The organism is Rubricoccus marinus, assembly GCF_002257665.1.
In the GTDB taxonomy this organism is placed as follows: domain Bacteria; phylum Bacteroidota; class Rhodothermia; order Rhodothermales; family Rubricoccaceae; genus Rubricoccus; species Rubricoccus marinus.
On record NZ_MQWB01000001.1, the window covers coordinates 1074741 to 1095212 of the forward strand.

Consider the following 20472-nt stretch of genomic DNA (forward strand, 5'->3'; position numbering starts at 1 on the left):
CGGCACACGCCGTTCTTCAAGGGGTACCGCCCGCAGTTCTACTTCCGCACGACGGACGTGACCGGCGACATCGAGCTCAACGAGGGCGTCGAGATGGTGATGCCCGGCGACAACACGCAGTTCAAGGTGAAGCTGATCCAGCCGGTGGCGATGGAGCAGGGGCTCCGGTTCGCCATCCGCGAGGGGGGGCGGACGGTCGGCGCCGGCGTCGTCTCCAAGATCCTCGACTGATAGCCGAACGCCTCTGGCGAAAGCCAATCGCCAGAGGCGCGTATCTTATGGCCCGCCAGTGTCCGACTCCGGGCACTGGCGGTGCTATCTACCAGCGTAGCTCAATTGGCAGAGCATCGGTCTCCAAAACCGAGGGTTGCAGGTTCGAGTCCTGCCGCTGGTGCCTCGCTGACCTCGGTCAGCGCTTTGTCCGACCCCAACTCCCGCGTTCGGGACCCTGAGAGAATGGCTACGCAAACCCAGACCCCCGCCAAGTCGACGTCCTACATCCAGGAGGTCCTTAAGGAGTCCAAAAAGGTGAACTGGCCGAAGCGCCGCGAGTTGATCAACAACACGGTGCTCACGCTCGTGTCGGCGCTGGCGGTCTCGCTCTTCATTTTCGGAGCGGACCAAGTCATCAGCACGCTTCTCTCGTACATCTACTAAATCCGACCTGCGCCTCTGGCGCCAGAGGATTCACCTATGGCTCTCCTTCAAGTCCGCAAGTGGTACGTGCTCCGCACCTTCTCCGGTCACGAGAAGAAGGTCAAGGAGCACCTCGAGAGTGAGGTCGAGCGCCTTGGCCAGCAGGAGAAGCTCGGCGACATCGTGATCCCGACGGATACGGTCTTCGAGATGCGGGGCGGCAAAAAGCGCACGCGCGAAAAGACGTCGTTCCCTGGCTACATCCTGATCCAGGCACTGATCGATCCCTACATCAAGGAGATCATCTCGGGCGCGCCGAGCACGATCGGATTCCTGGGCGTCGACGGTGAGGCTACGCCGCTACCTCCGCACGAGGTAAACCGGATCCTCGGCATGATGGACGAGGACAAGTCTGAGCAGCCGGAGATCCCATTCAAGGAGGGCGACGCCGTCAAGGTGGTGGACGGTCCGTTCAACACGTTTACGGGCTTCGTCGAGGAGGTGTACCCGGACAAGATGAAGGTCCGCGTCATGGTATCTATCTTCGGCCGCAAGACGCCGCTGGAGTTGGACTACCTCCAGGTCGAGCACGAGGGCTAGGAGTCCTCGCTCTGCTCATCTCAGCCGTTCCCGCTCGCCAGAGGCGAGGGGGTGAACACGGCGCGAAACGTCGCGAGAGGCTCATCTCGCCTCTGGCGTCTCGGTAGATTCCCCGTTCTGCGCTCCGGCGTAGAACCCACTAGCGCGGGAGCCCTTAGACCGGGCGTTTGCACCGCATACAATCGATGGCAAAGAAGATCGACGGCTACATCAAGCTGCAGATCAAGGCAGGGCAGGCATCGCCAGCCCCACCGATCGGCCCAGCGCTCGGCCAGAAGGGCGTCAACATCATGGAGTTCTGCAAGGCGTTCAACGCCAAGACGCAGGACAAGATGGGTCTCGTGATCCCAGTCGTGATCACTGTCTTCGGCGATAAGAGCTTCTCGTTCATTACGAAGAGCCCGCCAGCTGCAGTCCTCCTGAAGATGGCCGCCAAGGTCCAGAAGGGCGCAGGCGACCCGCTCCGCGAGAAGATCGGCAAGGTCACGTGGGACCAGTGCCGCGATATCGCTCAGCAGAAGATGGAGGACCTCAACGCCACCGATCTCGACAACGCCGCTCGCATGATTGCGGGCACGGCACGCTCGATGGGCCTCACGGTAACCGGCGCTCCGATCGCCTAAGTCTGCCTCTTGCGCCAGGGGAGAGCCAATCGGGCACCCTCTGGCGGAGAGCTTCTGGCGCACGTCCGCGCCACCACTCGCGGGAGTCTGACGCCGACGGCACACGCCAGAGGCCGGACGCACGCACCGCACAACACACACGCACATGGCCAAGAAAGGCAAGCGCTACACCCAAGCGGCTGAACTCATCGCGAGCGCGGTGGAGGACGCTGAAGGTGGGCTCCCCTTGGACACCGCAGCGGATCTCATCAAGAAGACCGCCCGCGCCAAGTTCGACGAGTCCGTCGATATCGATATCCGCCTCGGCGTTGACCCCCGCCACGCTGACCAGATGGTCCGCGGCTCGGTCGCGCTCCCTCACGGGACGGGCAAGGACGTCCGCGTTCTCGTCCTGACCAACGAAGGTCAGCAGGGCGACGCCCGCGACGCCGGCGCCGACCTCGTCGGCCTCGATGACTTCGTGGACAAGATCCAGAACGACGGGTTCACAGACTTCGACGTGATGATCGCCACGCCCGACGTGATGCCAAAGATCGGCCGCCTCGGTCGCGTTCTCGGTCCTCGCGGCCTGATGCCGAACCCTAAGTCCGGCACGGTCACGACGGACGTTGCCGCTGCAGTCAAGGCGGTCAAGTCTGGTCAGATCGACTTCCGCGTCGACAAGACCGGCATCGTGCACACCTCGATCGGCAAGTCGTCCTTCTCGACGGAGCAGATCCACGAGAACGCACTCGCCTTCATCAAGGAGATCGTCCGCCTTCGCCCGGCCGCCGCTAAGGGCGCCTACGTGAAGAGCGTCACGCTCTCTACGACGATGGGCCCGGCCGTTCCGGTCGACCGTTCCGTCGGCGCTTCCGCTGCCCGCTAACCCAAGCCTACCCAACCATGCCGCTCACACGAGACCAAAAGGCGGAGGCGATCGAAGAGATCGAGGCGACGCTCAGCGAAGCCAACACCGTTTACCTCACCGACTACAAAGGCCTGACGGTCGACCAGGCGAACTCGCTTCGCCGGTCCTTCCGCGAGGCTGACATCCAGTTCCGCGTTCTCAAGAACACGCTCCTTCGGCGTGCGATGGAGAGCCGCGGCGGATTCGACGACCTGCTCGAGCAGCTCAACGGACCTACGGCCGTCGCCTTCACGAACGACCCTGCAGCGCCCGCGAAGGTGCTGAAGAAGTTCCTGAAGGACAACGACGTCGAGATCCCGCACTTCAAGGGCGCTTACATCGACGGCGCGATCTACCCCGAGGGGCAGCTCGATGCCCTCGCGGCTCTGAAGAGCAAGGACGAGCTCCTCGCCGACATCCTGGGCCTGCTCATGGCGCCGATCACGAACGTTGCCAGCGCACTCGGTGCGCAGGGCTCCGGCCTCGCGAGCGTCATCCAGCAGATCTCCGAGAAAGAAGAGGCCTAGGCCTCTGGCGCCAGAGGTCGGCCTACACTGGCTCGCCTCTAGCGCGACACCGTACGACGGGGCTCCGCCCCGATCCAGGAGCTCCGGCTCCGACTTCACTTCCACCTTAATACGCGGCGTAGCCACTCTGGCTGAGACCGCCGCTGGAACCCCCCCAAGAAATGGCTGACATCAACCAGATCGCCGAGTCCCTCGTCAACCTCACCATCAAGGAGGCCAACGACCTGCTGACCGTCCTCAAGGACGAGTACGGTATCGAGCCCGCCGCTGCCGCTGCCGTCATGGCTGGCCCCGCAGCCGGTGGCGACGCCGCTGCAGCCGAGGAGCAGAGCGAGTTCGACGTGATCCTCACCGCCGTTGGCGACAAGAAGATCAACGTCATCAAGGAGGTCCGCACCATCACCGGCCTCGGTCTCAAGGAGGCCAAGGAGCTGGTCGACGGCGCACCGTCCCCGATCAAGGAAGGCGCCACCAAGGAGGAGGCCGACGAGATCAAGGGCAAGCTCGAGGGCGCCGGCGCGACCGTCGAGCTCAAGTAATCCGACGGGTCGAACACGTCGTCAGATGGTGCGTTCACGCGCGGTCTCTGGCGGCTGTCCGGCTCGATTCGCCCGCCTCGCGGACGGCGCCTCTGGCGCTTGACGTGGGGCGGGCGTTCGCGGCTTCTTCCGGGATGCATCCCGCCAGAGGCCGCACCACTCGGCGGGTTTGCCCCGTTGAGTCCATCATCCCCCACGACAGGGACGGTGCTTGCAGGAACTCCGCACGCAAGCATCTGTATCTGCCCGTCGACTCCGCACCGGCGGAGAGGGATGCCGCGCATGGCGCGCCAGAGGCCCCGGCCGATGGCGATCCCGCTGCGCCCGCCCGTGCAGACGCACGGCGCGGATTCCTGCATCAGCGGTCACAACCCAAGGGTCCCCTTGAGCAGCACGAACGGCAAGGCGCGGACGCGCGCCACCACCCGCACCGGAGGAGAAGCCACACGACAGTCGTTTGGTGATATCCAGCCGGTCATCGATTACCCGGACTTCCTGAGCGTCCAGCTCCGGTCGTACCACGATTTTCTCCAGGCTGAGCTCGCGCCAGAGGAACGTAACCCCGCGCAGGGGTTGGAGAAGGTGTTCCAGGAGCACTTTCCCATCACGGACACTCGCGAGCGGTACACGCTAGAGTACCTCCATTTCGCGCTCGACGCCCCGAAGCATTCCATCGAGGAGTGCCTCGCGCAGGGCTTGACGTACGCGCTTCCCCTGAAGGCGAAGCTCCGTCTCTCCGCTAAGGAGGACGAGGACGAGGACGAGCCCGAGGAGGCCGTCCAGCAGGACGTCTACCTCGGCAACCTTCCCGTCATGACGGAGAAGGGCACGTTCGTTGTCAATGGCGCCGAGCGCGTCATCGTCAGCCAGCTGCACCGCTCTCCCGGCGTCTTCTTCTCTCAGTCGGTGCACCCGAACGGGACGGATCTCTACTCCGCTCGCGTGATCCCTTTCCGCGGCTCGTGGATCGAGTTCTCGACGGACGTGGCGAACGTGATGTGGGCATACATCGACCGCAAGAAGAAGATGCCCGTCACGGGCCTCTTGCGTGCGCTGGGCTACTCCTCCGACGCTGAGATCGTGACGCTGTTCGACCTGGCCGATGAGGTCGAGGTCTCGAACAAGCGCGCATTCAAGAAGCTCGTCGGCCGCACGCTCGCCTCGACCGTTACGGTCAACATCCATCACGAAGTGATCGATGAGGACACGGGCGAAGTGATCGAGGAGCGGGACGAGCGTGAGGTGATCTTCCCCGCCGAGCACGAGCTGACCGAGGACGACTACGGCACGCTGAAGGACGCGGGCGTCGAGAGCGTCATCCTCCGCAAGGAGCAGAACGAGGACGACGACGACAACCAGATCGACCGCGGTACGCTTCTCAACACGCTGAAGAAGGACCCGACGCACTCCTCTGAGGAGGCCCTCGAGTACCTCTACCAGCTTCTGCGCGGCGCTGAGGCGCCAGACGTTGACACCGCGCGCGCTCTGCTCGACCGCCTGTTCTTCTCGGACAAGCGCTACGACCTCGGGTCGGTGGGCCGCTACCGCATGAACAGCCGTCTCGGGCTGGACAAGACGAACCGCAGCGTCACGCTGTCCAAGGAGGACATCGTCGCCATCGTCAACGAGATCATCCTGCTCCAGAACGGCCGGAGCCAGGTGGACGACATCGACCACCTCGGTAACCGTCGCGTGCGGACCGTGGGGGAGCAGCTGGAGAGCCAGTTCTCGCTCGGCCTCGCGCGCATGGCGCGGACCATCAAGGAGCGCATGAACCTCCGCGACGCGGACCGGTTCACGCCTCAGGACCTCGTGAACGCGCGGACCGTCTCGTCGGTGATCAACACCTTCTTCGGGACGAACCAGCTCTCGCAGTTCATGGACCAGACCAACCCTCTGGCGGAGCTGACGCACAAGCGTCGCATGTCCGCCCTGGGACCTGGTGGTCTAACCCGCGAGCGCGCGGGCTTCGAGGTTCGAGACGTTCACTACACCCACTACGGTCGTCTCTGCCCGATCGAGACGCCAGAGGGGCCGAACATCGGCCTCATTTCGTCGCTGTGCGTGCACGGCGTCGTGAACGAGTTCGGGTTCATCGAGACCCCGTACCGCATCGTCAAGGACGGCGTGGTGACGGAGGAGATCGAGTACCTCGGTGCAGAAAGCGAAGACCGCTTCGTCGTCGCGCAGGCCAACGCGCCGCTCAACGACGACGGCACGTTCACCAACGATCTCGTCCGCGCCCGTATCGGCGGCGACGTGCCGCTCGTGCGGCCCGACGAGGTTGATTACATGGACGTGGCGCCGAACCAGATCATCTCGCCAGCGGCGAGCCTGATCCCGTTCCTCGAGCACGATGACGCCAACCGTGCGCTCATGGGCTCGAACATGCAGCGTCAGGCTGTGCCGCTCCTCCGGCCGTCTGCGCCGTTTGTGGGCACCGGTCTGGAAGGCCGCGTCGCTCGCGATTCTCGCGCCATCATCGTCGCCGAGGGTGACGGAACGGTGGAGTACGTGGACGCGCGCAAGATCACGGTCCGCTACGACGAGACGCCAGAGGATGCCGACGCGGCATTCGAGGAGCCCGTCCGCGATTACCCGCTGGTCAAATTCCGTCGCACCAACCAGGACACGTCCATTACGCAGAAGCCTCTCGTGAAGGCGAACCAGCGTGTGTCTAAGGGCGATGTCTTGGCCGACGGCGCGTCAACGGAGAACGGCGAACTCGCGCTCGGCAAAAACGTCCTTGTGGCGTTCATGCCGTGGAAGGGCTACAACTTCGAGGACGCCATCGTGCTCTCGGAGCGCCTCGTCCGTGACGATGTGTTCACCTCGGTCCACATCGAGGAGTTCGACCACCAGGTCCGCGATACGAAGCGTGGCGAGGAGGAGCTGACACGCGAGATTCCGAACGTCTCTGAGGAGGCGACCAAGGACCTCGACGAGCGCGGCATCGTCCGCGTCGGCGCCGAAGTCACGCCCGGTGACATCATCGTCGGCAAGATCACGCCAAAGGGCGAGACCGACCCAACGCCAGAGGAGAAGCTGCTCCGCGCGATCTTCGGCGACAAGGCCGGCGACGTGAAAGATGCGTCTCTCAAGGCGAAGCCAGGTATGAAGGGCGTCGTGATCGACACGATGCTGTTCAGCCGTCGCAAGACGGACCCCGTTACCAAAAAGGCGGAGGAGAAGCGACTGGAGGAGATCGAGAAGGCGCTTACGCGCGAGATCGACGCGCTCCAGAGCTCGTTCTACGAGCGGTTCTTCTCGCTCATCAACGGCCGGAAGGTCGGCGGTGCGGTCGAACTCCGTGACGGCACGATTGTCGTCTCTGACGGCGCAAAGATTGCCAAGAAGGCTTTCTCCGACATCGAGCCCGCAGACCTCAAGATCCGTCAGGCGTTTACGCTCGATGACGATCTCAACAAGCAGGTTTGGAAGCTTCTGGCGAACTACCAGCGGCGCCACCAGGCCGTCGAGGGTGCTGCCAAGCAGGAGCAGTACCGCATCCAGATGGGTGACGAGCTGCCCCCGGGCATCGTGCAGCTGGCGAAGGTCTACGTCGCGAAGAAGCGCAAGCTTCAGGTCGGCGACAAGATGGCTGGTCGCTACGGCAACAAGGGTGTCGTCGCGAAGGTCGTCCCGATGGAGGATATGCCGTTCCTTGAGGACGGCACGCCCGTCGACATCTGCCTCAACCCGCTCGGCGTGCCGAGCCGCATGAACCTCGGACAGATCTTCGAGATCATGCTGGGCTGGGCCGGCGACAAGCTGGGCGAGACCTACGCGACGCCTGCCTTCGATGGCGCGAGCATGGACCAGATCCAGGCGAAGCTCCGTGAGGCGGGTCTGCCCGAAGACGGCCGCATCCAGCTCTACGACGGCGCGACCGGCGAGCCCTTTGATCAGACGACCACGGTCGGTCAGATCTACATGCTCAAACTCTCGCACCTTGTCGAGGACAAGATCCACGCTCGCTCGATTGGGCCGTACAGCCTTATCACGCAGCAGCCGCTCGGTGGTAAAGCACAGTTCGGTGGACAGCGCTTCGGCGAGATGGAAGTCTGGGCGCTCTACGCGTACGGCGCGGCCAACGTGCTCCGCGAGATGCTCACCGTCAAGTCCGACGACGTGCAGGGCCGCTCGAAGACCTACGAGGCCATCGTCAAGGGTGACAACGTCCCCGAGCCGAACGTCCCGGAGAGCTTCAACGTCCTCGTTCGCGAGATGCAAGGTCTCGGCCTCGAAGTGAAAGTTGACTAGGGGACTGAGGACTGAGAGCCCGCCTCTGGCGCCGGTGCCTCTGGCGCCAGAGGCCGGGCCTCTCGATCCCCACCCCCGTTCTGCAGTCCCCAACACCTAGTCCTCAATTATGGCATTCGGCATCAAGCCTCAGGCGCCCGCCCCTAAGAAGCAGTTTAATTCGATTACTATCAGTCTCGCCTCGCCAGAGTCGATTCTGGAGCGCTCGTTCGGCGAGGTGCTCAAGCCGGAGACGATCAACTACCGGTCGTTCAAGCCGGAGAAGGACGGCCTCTTCTGCGAGAAGATCTTCGGTCCCGTCAAGGACTGGGAGTGCCACTGTGGCAAGTACAAGCGGATCCGCTACAAGGGCATCATCTGCGACCGTTGTGGCGTGGAGGTGACCCAGAAGGCGGTCCGACGCGAGCGCGCTGGGCACATCACGCTTAGCGTCCCCGTCGTCCACATCTGGTACTTCAAGAGCCTGCCGAACAAGATCGGCGCGCTCTTGGGCATGAAGTCCAAGGACCTCGACAAGGTCATCTACTACGAGCAGTACGTCTGCATCAACCCGGGCGGCGCGGCGTCGCTCGGCATTGAGCGCGGCACGCTGCTGACGGAGACGGAGTACTACGACGTGCTCTACCGCATCCGCGAGGACAACAACCGCCTCGCCGACGACGACCCGGAGAAGTTCGTCGCCATGATCGGTGGCGAAGCCGTCGAGACGCTGTTGAAGGCGCTCGACCTGGAGTCGCTCGCGGTCGAACTCCGCTTCCAGGCCAAGACGGAGACGAGCCAGGCCCGTAAGGCCGAGGCTCTCAAGCGTCTTGGCATCGTGGAGTCCTTCCGGACCGCGAACGCGAAGATGGAGAACAACCCGGAGTGGATGGTGATGAAGGTCATCCCCGTCATTCCGCCCGAGCTCCGTCCGCTCGTGCCGCTCGAAGGCGGCCGCTTCGCGACGTCCGACCTCAACGACCTCTACCGCCGGGTCATCATCCGGAACAACCGGTTGAAGCGCCTGATCGACATCAAGGCGCCAGAGGTCATCTTGCGCAACGAGAAGCGCATGCTGCAGGAGGCGGTTGATAGCCTCTTTGACAACAGCCGCCGCTCCAACTCGGTCCGCAGCGACTCGAACCGCGCGCTGAAGTCCCTGAGCGACATGCTCAAGGGCAAGCAGGGCCGCTTCCGTCAGAACCTCCTCGGCAAGCGCGTCGACTACTCCGGTCGTTCGGTCATCGTGGTCGGCCCGGAGCTTGGGCTCCACGAATGCGGTCTGCCCAAGCAGATGGCCGTGGAGTTGTTCAAGCCGTTCATCATCCGCAAGCTCATTGAGCGCGGCATCGTAAAGACGGTCAAGAGCGCCAAGAAGGTGGTCGACCGCCGCACGGCGGACGTGTTCGACATCCTGGAGCGCGTCATCGACGGGCACCCCGTCATGCTCAACCGAGCGCCGACGCTCCACCGACTGGGTATCCAGGCGTTCCAGCCGGTCCTCATCGAGGGCAAGGCGATCCGCCTGCACCCTCTGGCGACGACGGCGTTCAACGCCGACTTCGACGGCGACCAGATGGCCGTCCACGTGCCGCTCTCTCAGGACGCGATCCTGGAGGCGCGCATCCTGATGCTCTCGGCGCACAACATCATGAGCCCCGCTCACGGTGGGCCTGTGGCCGTGCCGTCGCAGGACATGGTCCTGGGCATGTACTACCTGACCAAGAGCCGCAAGGGGCTCAAGGGTCACGGCATGCGCTTTGGCTCGATCGAGCAGGTCCGTCAGGCGTACGACCAGGGGCTCCTGGACCTCCACGCTATGATCTCGGTCAAGCTGGAGACGGCGACGTTCGACGGCAAGCAGGCCGCTGGCGAGATGATCGAGACCTCGGTCGGCCGCGCGCTCTTCAACGAGATCGTGCCGGAGGGCGTTGGCTACATCAACGACGTCCTGACGAAGAAGAACCTCCGCATCATCATCGGCGGCATCTTCAAGCGGACCAACTTCCCGAAGACGGCCGCCTTCTTGGACGACGTCAAGAACCTCGGATTCGGTCAGGCCATGCGTGGCGGGCTGAGCTTCTCGCTCTCGGACATCGTGGTCCCAGACGCCAAGTTCAAGCTCATCACCGACGCTGAGGAGAAAGTCGACGACATCAGGGCCAACTTCGAGATGGGCCTCATCTCGGAGAACGAGCGCTACAACCAGGTCATCGACGTCTGGACGACGACGAACAACGAGATCTCCAACGTTCTCTACGACGCGCTCCAGAACGACGACGAGGGCTTCAACGCCATCTACATGATGGCGGACTCTGGCGCGCGTGGTTCGCGCGAGCAGATCCGTCAGCTGGGTGGCATGCGTGGCCTCATGGCCAAGCCTCGTAAGAGTGTGGCCGGCGCCGCTGGCGAGATCATCGAGAACCCGATCAAGTCCAACTTCAAGGAGGGCCTGAGCGTCGTCGAGTACTTCATCTCGACGCACGGTGCTCGTAAGGGTCTGGCCGATACGGCACTGAAGACGGCCGACGCCGGGTACCTCACCCGTCGATTGGTGGACGTGTCCCAGGACATGACCGTCATGATCAACGACTGTGGGACGCTTCGCGGCATCCGCACATCGGCGCTGAAGGACAACGAGGACATCGTGGAGCCTCTGGCGGACCGCATCCTGGGCCGCGTGTCGGTCCACGACGTGCGCGATCCGCTGAGCGACGAGATCCTCGTCGAGCGCAACGGCCTCATCACGGAAGAGATCGCGGCTGCCATCGCGCAGACCAGCATCGAAACCGTTGAGATCCGTTCGGTCCTGGCGTGTGAGGCTGACCGCGGGGCGTGCGCGCTCTGCTACGGTCGCAACCTGGCCACAGGCCGCATGGTGGAGCCCGGTGAGGCTGTCGGCGTGATCGCCGCTCAGTCCATCGGCGAGCCCGGCACGCAGCTAACGCTCCGCACCTTCCACATCGGTGGTACGGCGTCGCGCATCTCGGCGGAGTCCACGATCGAGACCAAGTTCGGAGGCACCATCGTGTTCGAGAACCTGAGAACGGTCCAGAACGGAACGGGCGCGTCTGCGAAGATGATCGCGCTCGGCCGCTCCGGCGAGGTCAAGGTCATGGGCCCTGAAGGGCGCCAGATGATCGCGTACACCATCCCCTACGGCGCCGATGTCACGGTCCAGGAAGGGGACGTGGTGGAGAAGGGCGACGTGATCGCGACGTGGGACCCGTACAACTCGGTCATCGTCAGTGAGGTGGGAGGTGTTCTCCGCTTCCAGGATGTGATTGAGGGCACGACGTTCCGCGAAGAGAGCGACGAGCAGACCGGCTTCCGCGAGAAGGTGATCACGGAAACGCGCGAGCGGAACCTGACGCCGTCCCTCGTAATCGAGGGAGAGGGCGGCCGCCGCGAGTACATGATGCCCGTCCGTGCCCGCCTCCAGGTGGACGCAGGCGAGGAGATCGAGCCCGGAGCTGTCTTGGCGAAGCTTCCCCGTCAGAGCTCGAAGACGCGAGACATTACGGGCGGTCTTCCGCGCGTGATCGAGCTCTTCGAGGCGCGTCAGCCGAGCGATCCTGCCGTGGTCTCTGAGATCGACGGTGTGGTATCGATGGGTGGCCGTAAGCGCGGTAGCCAGGAGGTGATCGTGACCAGCCGTGACGGTGAGCTGGAGAAGACCTACATGGTCTCCCTCTCCAAGCACCTCCTCGTGCACGAGAACGACTTCGTCCGCGCGGGCGAAGCGCTCTCCGACGGTCAGATCTCTCCGCAGGACATCCTCTCCATCCTCGGGCCAACGGCCGTGCAGGAGTACCTCGTCAACGAGGTGCAGGAGGTGTACCGCCTGCAGGGCGTGACGATCAACGACAAGCACATCGAGACCATCGTCCGCCAGATGATGCAGAAGGTCCGGATCACCGACCCCGGTGACACCACCTTCCTCGAAGGCGAACTCGTCGACCGCTTCGTGCTGGAGAACACCAACAACGGTCTCTACGACACGTTCGTGGTGGTGGACCCGGGTGACACCGAGATCCGCATCGGCAGCAACATCAACCGCCGCCGTATGCGCGAAGCGAACTCGGACATGAAGCGCCAGGACAAGCGTGGCGTCGAAGTCCGCGATGCCGAGCTGGCCGTGGCCGAACCGGTGCTCTTGGGCATCACGCAGGCCGCCCTCGCGACGGACTCGTTCATCTCGGCCGCCTCTTTCCAAGAGACGACCAAGGTGCTCACCGAGGCCGCCATCGCGGGCAAGACGGACCCGCTGCTTGGACTCAAGGAGAACGTGATCGTCGGGCACCTTGTGCCTGCCGGTACCGGTCTCCGCGACTACAAGGATATCGTGGTCGGTTCCAAGGCCGAGCTCGAAGCGCTCCACGCCGCCAACGAGGCGCTGGACCGCGGCATGAGCGAGGCTGGCGACGGCAGTGGCTTCTCGCTACCCAACGTCGGGCCGGACAGCACGGACGACGCAGCGCTGGCCGAGATCAACCGCCGCCTGGGCTAAGCCTCTGGCGAATGGATGCGCCTCTGGCGCTGAAGAAGATCCGCGCCCCGGTCTCGCAAGAGGCCGGGGCGCTTTGCGTTCGCGCCAGAGGCCTCTGGCGGGGCTCGGAGGCGGGGCATGGCCCAAACCCCTCTACCCTGCAAGCGCCTCCCCAAGGGGAGAGGCTGAGTGTGCTCGCTTCTGGCGCCAGAGGCCGAGACCTACCTGCAAGAGGCTTACTCCTCGGTTGAGAGGCGTACGGCCTTGCCGCCCTCGCCCGGATCGTCCAGGCCCGTGCTGTCCACCCCTGCCTCGCGCGCTTCCCGCGCCTCGCGGCTGGTCTGAATACGCGCCTGCCACTCCTCGCTGCTCATACCGCGCTGGATGAAGTACGTGGCCGTCGCGATCAGCGTAACCGTGAGCAGGATGAACCCCGCGACGAAAAGCTTGGTGTTACGGCGAGAGAGAGGGGTCGGCATAGATCGAGAAGGCGCCGATGGCGCCAGGAGGGACGGCGCGCAAGAGGCTACTGGCGGCCCCAGGCGCGAACGAGCGCGTGCGTGTACGCCAGGGAACGCTCCAGATTCTGCACGGTGTTCCACTCGCGCACGCTGTGGAACTCGTGGCCGCCCGTGAACACGTTGGGCGTGGGGACGCCCTTCTCGCTCAGCCGGGCCCCATCAGTCCCACCGCGGACGGGCTCCAACGCGAGGTCCATGCCCATCTCGCGCGCGGCCTCTTGCGCGACCGAGACGGCGCGCGGGTCCACGTCCTCGATGTACGCGAGCATGTTGCGGTAGCTCTCGCGGATGTCGACCTCCGCGCGAGATCCCGGATGGCGTTGCGCCGCGCCAGAGGCCAGCTCTCGCACAAGAGAGCGCTTTGCGTCCATGCCACTCCCGTCGAAATCGCGCAGGAGCACGCGGACTTCGGCGCGGACCACGTCGCCAGAGGCCGTGTGGGGGTGGAGGTAGCCTCCCCGGCCGTCGGTCGTCTCGGGCGCTTCGTGAGCGGGGCAGGAGGCGATAAAGTCCGCGGCGACGCGCAGCGCGTTGACGAGGATGCCTCTGGCGTATCCGGGGTGGACGCCTACGCCGTGGAACGTCACGATGGCCTCGGCGGCGTTGAAAGTCTCCACGTTGAGGGAGTCCACGCCGCTGCCGTCCAGCGTGTACGCGACCTCGGCGCCCCAGCGCTCCAAGTCGAGGTGGTCCGTGCCTCGGCCCACCTCCTCGTCGGGCGTGAAAAGAAGCTGGATCGTCGGGCGCGGGGCAGGTCCTTCGCCTCTGGCGACGGCGTCGGCCTCGCTCGCGACGAGGTCTGCGGCAAGCTGGACGAGAACCGCCACGCCCGCCTTGTCGTCGCTGCCCAGCAGCGTGGTGCCGTCGCTCGTGATGAGATCGTGTCCGATGGCATCCGCCAGAGGCGGGCTCGTCGCGGGGCTCAGGTCGACCTCTGGCGCGCCCGGCAGCTCTATGCGGCCGCCGTTGTAGTCCGGGTGGATAAGTGGCGTCACATTCTCGCCCGGAGCGTCTGGGGACGTGTCCATGTGCGCGCACAGCCCGAGAGCGGGGAGCCGCGCCGCGGCCTCTGGCGCCAGAGGCGACGGCAGCGTCGCGTAGACGTAGCCCTCGTCGTCCATCTCGACGGATGTGGCACCGATGGCTCGGAGTTCGTTGACGAGGAGAAGCCCGAGGTCTTTCTGGCGCTCTGTCGTGGGTACCGCGGCCGAGTCGAAGTCGGACGTAGTGTACACGCGGGCGTAGCGGCAGAAGCGCTCGGCAACGGGCGGAAGGGCGAACTCGGAGGCAGGGACCGGCACGGTACGAGAAGGGGAGAGGAGAACGGGATTGGACCGACGCGCGCGCAGAAGTTCCGCGGCGCCTCTGGCGCCAGAGGCGATTTCCGACGTCAGCGGTGTCACGGTCCGCTAGGGAGTCTGCTCGTCGCGGACGGAGGGGAAGCGCGCCAGAGGCTGCTACCTTACCGCTATGCCTCCGATCGCTCCTACGCGCGCCGCCACCGGCGCCGATCTCCGCCAGTCCATCCTCGACGAAGCGCGGCGCCTGCTCATCGATGTAGGGTACCCCAAGCTGTCCATGCGCAAAATCGCGGACGGCGTCGGGTGCAGCGCGACGAGCATCTACCTCCACTTCGAAAGCAAGGACACGCTGATCCACGCACTGATCGGGGAGGGAATGCGGAGCCTGTTCGGAGCGCTGCAAGCAGCGGACCCCGCAGGCGATCCGGTCGGTCGCCTCGCGGCGCTGAGCCGCGCCTACGTCGATTTCGGCCTGGACAACCCCGAACTCTACGAGGTGATGTTCCAACTCCACCCGGAGCGGATGGCGCGCTTCCCCGCCGAAGACTACCGTCGGGCGCGTCGCAATCTGGACCTCTTCGAAGACGTGCTGGCCTCTGGCGCCGAGGCGTCCGTGCTGGATGCCGAGCCCACGCCCGAAGTCGCCGCGCACGCGCTGTGGACATCGCTCCACGGCCTCGTCTCGCTCCGTCTCGCCGAGCGCATCGACGTCCGCCTCGCCGCCGATGCCTTCACCGATGCCGCGCTAGCTCGGACCGTCCGGGCCTTCCGCGCGTAACGGCTGAGGCCCCTGACCGTCTAAGCTCCGTTCGGTCCCCGCGCCTCTGGCGCCAGAGGCCGCTACTTCGGCCGTGCGGGAGCCTGTGTGTTAACCGTACGTTCATTCCACTTCCTCGGCCCCGCCACCCTATGCAGATCTACACCGCCCCCGCCGATTCGTCCGGGACCATCGTCTTGGACACCACGCTGCCCGCGCTCTTCGACGAGGCGGTCGACCGGTATTCCAACCCCAAAGCCTTTAACCAGCCGGATGGCGACGGGTGGAAGACATACTCGAACCGCGAGATCCTCGACGCTGCGGACGAGATCGCGCTCGGCCTGTTGGAACACGGGATGAGCCGTGGGGAGCGGATTGCGTTCTTCATGGACAGCGATCTCTACTTCGTGATGTGCGACTTCGGGACGCTCATCGCGGGGCTCGTCAACGTGCCGCTGTACACGACGTACGCGCCGGAAAACCTGGTGTACGTGACCACGCACGCTGAGGCCAAGGCGATGATCATCAGCAACGCGGAGATGCTGACCAACTTCGCGAGTTGGGCAGATCAGGTGCCGGACGTGAAGCTCGTGGTTCTCGCCGAGGGCGAGGCCTCTGGCGCCTCGCTTCCCGACGGCGTTGAACTCACGACGCTGGAAGCGCTTCGCGCCAAGGGACGCCAGAGGCGGGAAAACGCACCCAACGAGCCCGACGAGCTCCGCGACCAGATCGACGCGCAGGATCTCGCGACGCTGATCTACACGTCCGGCACGACGGGGCAGCCCAAGGGCGTGATGCTGACGCACGAGAACATCTCGTCCAACGTCTGCTCCGCGCTGCCCACCCTCGGCGCGCTCGGCCACCAAGAGGAGGTGATCATCACCTTCCTGCCGATGACGCACATCTTTGCGCGGACGCTGACGATCGCGCACGTCGCGTGGGGGCACCAGCTCTATTTCTCCAACCCGGATCAACTCGTCGGCCACCTCGCCGAGGTCCGGCCCACGATGTTCTCGACGGTGCCGCGCGTGCTCGAGAAGGTCTACGACAAGGTCAACCTCGGCGTGATGGAGGCCACAGGCCTCAAGCAGAAGATCGGGCGTTGGGCGTTGGACCTCGCTGGCGAGTACGACATCTCCAAACCGGGCGGCGACGTGAGCGGTATCAAGCACGCCATCGCGGACAAGCTGGTGTACTCCAAGCTGCGCGAGAAGCTGGGGCTCACGCGGGTCAAAACCGTGGCCTCTGGCGGCGCCGCGCTCCGCGCCGATCTCGCCGGCTCGTTTACGGCCTTCGGGATTCCCATCGTCCAAGGGTACGGGCTTACCGAGACCAGTCCCGTCATCACGATGAACACCCCTACCAACAACCGCGCGGGAGCGGTGGGACAGCCCATCCCGGGCGTCGAGGTCGCCATCGCGGAGGACGGAGAGATCCTCACCCGTGGGCCGCACGTGATGAGGGGCTACTACAAGGCCCAGGACAAAACCGACGAGGTGATCGACGCCGACGGCTGGTTCCACACCGGCGACATCGGGGAGTTCACCGCCGATGGCTTCCTCAAGATCACCGACCGTAAAAAGGCGCTCTTCAAGCTCTCCACGGGCAAGTACGTGATCCCGCAGCCCATCGAGAACACGCTCATGGAAAGCCCGCTTATTGAGCAGGCCGTCGTCGTGGGCAACAGCCAGAAGTTCTGCACCGCGCTGCTCTTCCCGAACATCGACGGGCTCAAGATTTGGGCCAAGCACAACGGCGTGGACGCCTCCGCCTCGGAAGAGGCGCTGCTCAAGGACCCGAAGGTTCTCCGCCACTACGAGGACCTCGTAGCGAACGCGAACAAGGGCATGGACCACTGGACCCAGGTTCAGCGCTTCACGCTTGTCTCCGAACTGATGACCGTCGAGAACGAGCTCCTCACGCCCACCATGAAGGTGAAGCGCCGGCAGGTTGGCGAGGCGTACGACAACCAGATCGAGAAGATGTACGCGGCCAAGGTGAGCGGCAACGGACACGGTGTGGCGGCCGTCGCCTGAGCCTCTGGCGCCTGAGCAAGCCGCCCCGCTGGGAGATTTCCGGCGGGGCGGTTTTGTATGGCCCCCGCGCGTGAGATGCCCTCGCTCGCCAGAGGCCATCTGCTCGCCAGAGGCCACCTGCTCGCCAGAGGCGGCTCCGTACCGGACCCACCGAGACTCCACGGTCTCCCCGGAGCCTGCCTGGAACGCTGCCACGGCCTCGGCATCCAACCCGAAACCCACCTCCTGACCCATGGAAGCGCCCCCCACCTCCGATGCCCTCGACCGCCTCGCCGCCAGAGGCGTCGACCTGGACCGCCTCGCCGCCGCCTACGACAGCATGGACGAGGCCCAGGTCGCGCGCTCGTATCGAGCGCTGGAAAAGCCGGCCTCTGGCGAGTCGTACACGCCGCCGGAGCCCGACGGTGATTACTTCGACATTGACGGGCTGATCGAGGAGAAGCACCGCCGCAAAATGGCCGACCTCCGCTCGTTTATGGAGAGCGAAGTCGAGCCCATCATCAACGACTACTGGCTGCGCGACTCGACCCCCGTCGACGTGCTACGCGAGGGGTTCCGCAAGCTCGACCTGCTGACGCCGGTCTACGGCAAGGACCTCACCTCTCGCGAGCCCAACGGCTCCGTGATGGAGGGCCTCCTCACGATGGAACTGGCGCGCGTCGATGTCAGCACCGCCACGTTTTTCGGCGTCCACAGCGGCCTCGCGATGCAGAGCCTGCTCGTGTGTGGCAGCGAGGAGCAGAAGCAAGAATGGCTCCCCAAGATGCGCAACTGGGACGTGATCGGCGCCTTTGGCCTGACCGAGCCCAACGTGGGTAGCGCCATCGCTGGCGGCGTCACCACCACGGCCCGCCGCGAGGGGGACGAGTGGGTCTTGAACGGCCAGAAAAAGTGGATCGGCAACTCCACGTTCGCAGATTTGGTCGTGATCTGGGCGCGTGACGAGGAGGACAACCAGGTCAAGGGATTCATCGTGCGAGCGCCCGAGAACCCTGGCTACTCCGTCGAGAAGATCCGCGGGAAGGTGGCGCTTCGCGCCGTCGAAAACGGACTCATCACGCTTACCGACTGCCGCGTACCCGAGAGCGACCGGCTTCAGAACGCCAACTCCTTCCGAGACGTGGCGACGGTCCTACGCCTGACGCGCGCGGGCGTCGCGTGGCAGGCGGTCGGCTGCGCGATGGGCGCGTACGAGCGCTCGCAGCGCTACGCCACCACCCGGATGCAGTTCGGCAAGCCCATCGCGAGCTTCCAACTCATCCAGGACAAGCTGGTCCACATGCTGGGCAACGTGACCGCGCTCCAGAGCATGTGCCTCCGCCTGAGCCAGCTCCAGGACCAGGGCCGCATGACCGACGCCCAGGCGTCGCTCGCGAAGGTGTACACCGCTGCCCGCTGTCGCGACGTGGTCGCGCTTGCGCGTGATTTGCACGGCGGTAACGGCATCCTGCTGGAGAACCACGTTGCGCGGTACTTCTGCGATACGGAGGCGATCTACTCCTACGAGGGCACCAACGAAGTGAACTCGCTGATCGTCGGACGCGAGGTGACCGGCATCAGCGCGTTCGTGTAGCCTCTGGCGCGCGAGTGGTCCCGCCAGAGGCGCATTCCGCCTCTGGCGGGGGTGAGGGCGAGGTAGGACGCCGCCTCTGGCGCCAGAGGTAGTAGAGCGGTGGAGAGGCGGCCGCGCCAATGGCCGCCTCTGGCGCGCAGTCGTTACGATTCGTAACATCATCAGCTCTTGGTGTCTCCTTCCCCCGCCACACCGCCCGATGAGCCAGAAGCACATCGTCGTCGTTGACGACGACCCGAAGATCGGAGACCTGTTCGCCAAAGTGCTCCAGCGCGACGGCTATGCCGTCCAGGCGTACACGCGAGCCTCGGACTTTCTGGACACACTGGACTCCGGGGACCCGCCAGACCTGGTCCTTACGGACCTCATGATGCCGGACGTGTCCGGAATGCAGCTCCTGGAGGCGCTGTCCGACAAGGGCATCACGATCCCGGTCATCCTCATGACCGCACACTCCAGCGTGCAAACGGCCGTGGAGGCGATGCGGATGGGCGCCTTCCACTACCTCCAGAAGCCGGTCAACCTGGAGGAGATGCGGGCGCTGCTCTCCAAAGCGCTCGACCTCTACTCCGACAAGCAAGAGCTCCAGGAGATCAAGCGCGAGCGGAAAAAGAAGAACTCCGTCTCCAAGATCATCGGCACGAGCGATGAGGTGCAGGAGGTGCGGGACACGATCCAGACGCTCAAGGACATCCCGAACACAATCGTCCTCGTACGTGGCGAGACGGGGACGGGCAAAAACCTCGTTGCGCAGACCATCCACTACGAATCGCGCTGGGCGAGTGGGCGGTTCATGGAGATCAACTGCGCCGCGCTTCCAGACAACCTGCTGGAGTCCGAGCTCTTCGGCTACGAAAAGGGCGCGTTTACCGATGCCCGCGCGGCCAAGCCGGGCCTGTTGGAAGTCTCGGACGGTGGCACACTGTTCCTGGACGAGATCGACTCGATGAGCCTGCCGCTGCAGGCCAAGCTGCTCTCCTTCCTGGAAAGCCGAGAGTTCCGGCGCCTCGGCGGGACCGAGAACATCAAGGTGTCCACGCGTATCGTGTGTGCTACGAACGCGAAGCTGGAGGAGCGCGTCGCCGAAAAGGAGTTCCGCAAGGACCTCCTCTACCGCATCAACGTGGTCACGCTGCAACTCCCGCCGCTCCGCCGCATGGGCGACGATGCGGTCACGATCGCGGAGAAGGTGGCCGCCGGCTTCGCCACGGAGTTCCACAAGCCGTTCGAGGGCTTCACGCCAGAGGCGGAGGAGATTCTCAAAGGCCACGACTGGCCCGGCAACGTCCGCGAGCTCCGCAACGTGCTGGAGCGCGCGCTCATCTTCGCCAAGACGCCCACGCTGGACGCGTCTGACCTCATTCTCCTCAAGTCCGACGCCTTCGCCGCGCCGGAGGACGATAGCGACGCGTTCAAATTCCGCTCGCGGGGTAGCCTGGAGGACCTCGAGCACGCCTACATCCGCCACACGCTGGCGGAGATGAAGGCACCGTTCTCCGAGGTCGCCAAGGTGCTCGGTATCTCGAAAAAGACGCTCTGGGAGAAGCGCAAGAAGTACAACTTGGACGAGGAGGTCGAGGCGCTCGCGGCCTAGCCTCTGGCGCCAGAGGCGCTCCGGTTTCTTCGATTCCGTGCTCCATCCGCTCCTGCGGCGTCGCATTTTGCACGCTCACACCTGCACTGCCACGCTCCCGTGACCGACGCTCAGAAAGACGACCTCATCTCCCGCCTCACCGGAA

17 protein-coding genes and 1 tRNA gene are annotated in these 20472 nt (G+C 64.7%); 14 read left to right on the plus strand and 4 right to left on the minus strand.

Going from position 1 to position 20472, the window contains the following annotated elements:
* From BSZ36_RS04340 to rplL, 8 genes are all read left to right on the plus strand, one after another.
* Positions 1-231 (plus strand): EF-Tu C-terminal domain-related protein (locus BSZ36_RS04340; RefSeq protein WP_483880254.1); only part of this gene is annotated, 231 nt, incomplete at its 5' end.
* A 90-nt stretch (positions 232-321) separates the two neighbouring features.
* A tRNA-Trp gene (locus BSZ36_RS04345) sits at positions 322-394 on the plus strand.
* A 62-nt stretch (positions 395-456) separates the two neighbouring features.
* Positions 457-657, plus strand: a complete 201-nt coding sequence (secE, locus tag BSZ36_RS04350) for a preprotein translocase subunit SecE (RefSeq protein WP_094546368.1) — start codon at positions 457-459, stop codon at positions 655-657.
* 36 nt (positions 658-693) lie between these two features.
* Positions 694-1236, plus strand: a complete 543-nt coding sequence (nusG, locus tag BSZ36_RS04355) for a transcription termination/antitermination protein NusG (protein WP_094546370.1) — start codon at positions 694-696, stop codon at positions 1234-1236.
* A gap of 185 nt (positions 1237-1421) precedes the next feature.
* A complete protein-coding gene (gene rplK / locus BSZ36_RS04360; protein ID WP_094546372.1) occupies positions 1422-1859 on the plus strand; it encodes a 50S ribosomal protein L11 in 438 nt (145 codons plus the stop codon).
* 145 nt (positions 1860-2004) lie between these two features.
* Positions 2005-2727 carry a 50S ribosomal protein L1 gene (gene rplA, locus BSZ36_RS04365; protein WP_094546374.1) on the plus strand — a complete coding sequence of 241 codons (723 nt, stop codon included), beginning with the start codon at positions 2005-2007 and terminating at the stop codon, positions 2725-2727.
* 17 nt (positions 2728-2744) lie between these two features.
* Complete coding sequence (gene rplJ / locus BSZ36_RS04370; protein WP_094546376.1) at positions 2745-3275, plus strand: 50S ribosomal protein L10; 531 nt, start codon at positions 2745-2747, stop codon at positions 3273-3275.
* A 161-nt stretch (positions 3276-3436) separates the two neighbouring features.
* Positions 3437-3814: a 50S ribosomal protein L7/L12 gene (gene rplL / locus BSZ36_RS04375; protein WP_094546378.1), complete on the plus strand. Its 378-nt coding sequence runs from the start codon at positions 3437-3439 to the stop codon at positions 3812-3814.
* Between the two features lie 34 nt (positions 3815-3848).
* Here rplL and BSZ36_RS19235 read toward each other — a convergent pair whose 3' ends face one another.
* Positions 3849-4004, minus strand: coding sequence for a hypothetical protein (locus tag BSZ36_RS19235; protein WP_179271017.1), 156 nt, complete (start codon positions 4002-4004; stop codon positions 3849-3851).
* Positions 4005-4087: 83 nt separating this feature from the next.
* Here BSZ36_RS19235 and rpoB point away from each other — a divergent pair, with 83 nt between their 5' ends.
* Complete coding sequence (gene rpoB, locus BSZ36_RS04380) at positions 4088-8077, plus strand: DNA-directed RNA polymerase subunit beta (RefSeq protein ID WP_218827551.1); 3990 nt, start codon at positions 4088-4090, stop codon at positions 8075-8077.
* A 109-nt stretch (positions 8078-8186) separates the two neighbouring features.
* The gene (gene rpoC / locus BSZ36_RS04385; protein WP_094546382.1) at positions 8187-12566 is read left to right on the plus strand and encodes a DNA-directed RNA polymerase subunit beta'; all 4380 of its coding nucleotides are present in this window, start codon (positions 8187-8189) and stop codon (positions 12564-12566) included.
* Here the strand turns inward: rpoC and BSZ36_RS19980 are convergent.
* The 3 genes from BSZ36_RS19980 to pepT form a co-directional block, all read right to left on the minus strand.
* Positions 12563-12685: a hypothetical protein gene (locus tag BSZ36_RS19980; protein ID WP_281253132.1), complete on the minus strand. Its 123-nt coding sequence runs from the start codon at positions 12683-12685 to the stop codon at positions 12563-12565. The genes rpoC and BSZ36_RS19980 overlap by 4 nt on opposite strands.
* Before the next feature lie 96 nt (positions 12686-12781).
* Positions 12782-13024 (minus strand): hypothetical protein, encoded by a 243-nt coding sequence (locus tag BSZ36_RS04390; RefSeq protein ID WP_094546384.1) that lies wholly within the window; start codon positions 13022-13024, stop codon positions 12782-12784.
* A gap of 47 nt (positions 13025-13071) precedes the next feature.
* Entirely contained in the window at positions 13072-14469 is a 1398-nt protein-coding gene (gene pepT, locus BSZ36_RS04395; protein ID WP_094546386.1) for a peptidase T, read from the minus strand.
* A 67-nt stretch (positions 14470-14536) separates the two neighbouring features.
* On the opposite strand from pepT, the gene BSZ36_RS04400 reads away from it, so the two are divergent.
* The 4 genes from BSZ36_RS04400 (at position 14537) to BSZ36_RS04415 (ending at position 20327) form a co-directional block, all read left to right on the plus strand.
* A complete protein-coding gene (locus BSZ36_RS04400; RefSeq protein WP_094546388.1) occupies positions 14537-15145 on the plus strand; it encodes a TetR/AcrR family transcriptional regulator in 609 nt (202 codons plus the stop codon).
* 131 nt (positions 15146-15276) lie between these two features.
* On the plus strand, positions 15277-17160 hold the full coding sequence (locus tag BSZ36_RS04405) for an AMP-dependent synthetase/ligase (protein ID WP_094546390.1): 1884 nt from the start codon (positions 15277-15279) through the stop codon (positions 17158-17160).
* 232 nt (positions 17161-17392) lie between these two features.
* A complete protein-coding gene (locus BSZ36_RS04410) occupies positions 17393-18733 on the plus strand; it encodes an acyl-CoA dehydrogenase family protein (RefSeq protein WP_094546392.1) in 1341 nt (446 codons plus the stop codon).
* Between the two features lie 199 nt (positions 18734-18932).
* Positions 18933-20327 carry a sigma-54-dependent transcriptional regulator gene (locus BSZ36_RS04415; protein WP_094546394.1) on the plus strand — a complete coding sequence of 465 codons (1395 nt, stop codon included), beginning with the start codon at positions 18933-18935 and terminating at the stop codon, positions 20325-20327.
* Positions 20328-20472: the final 145 nt, after the last annotated feature.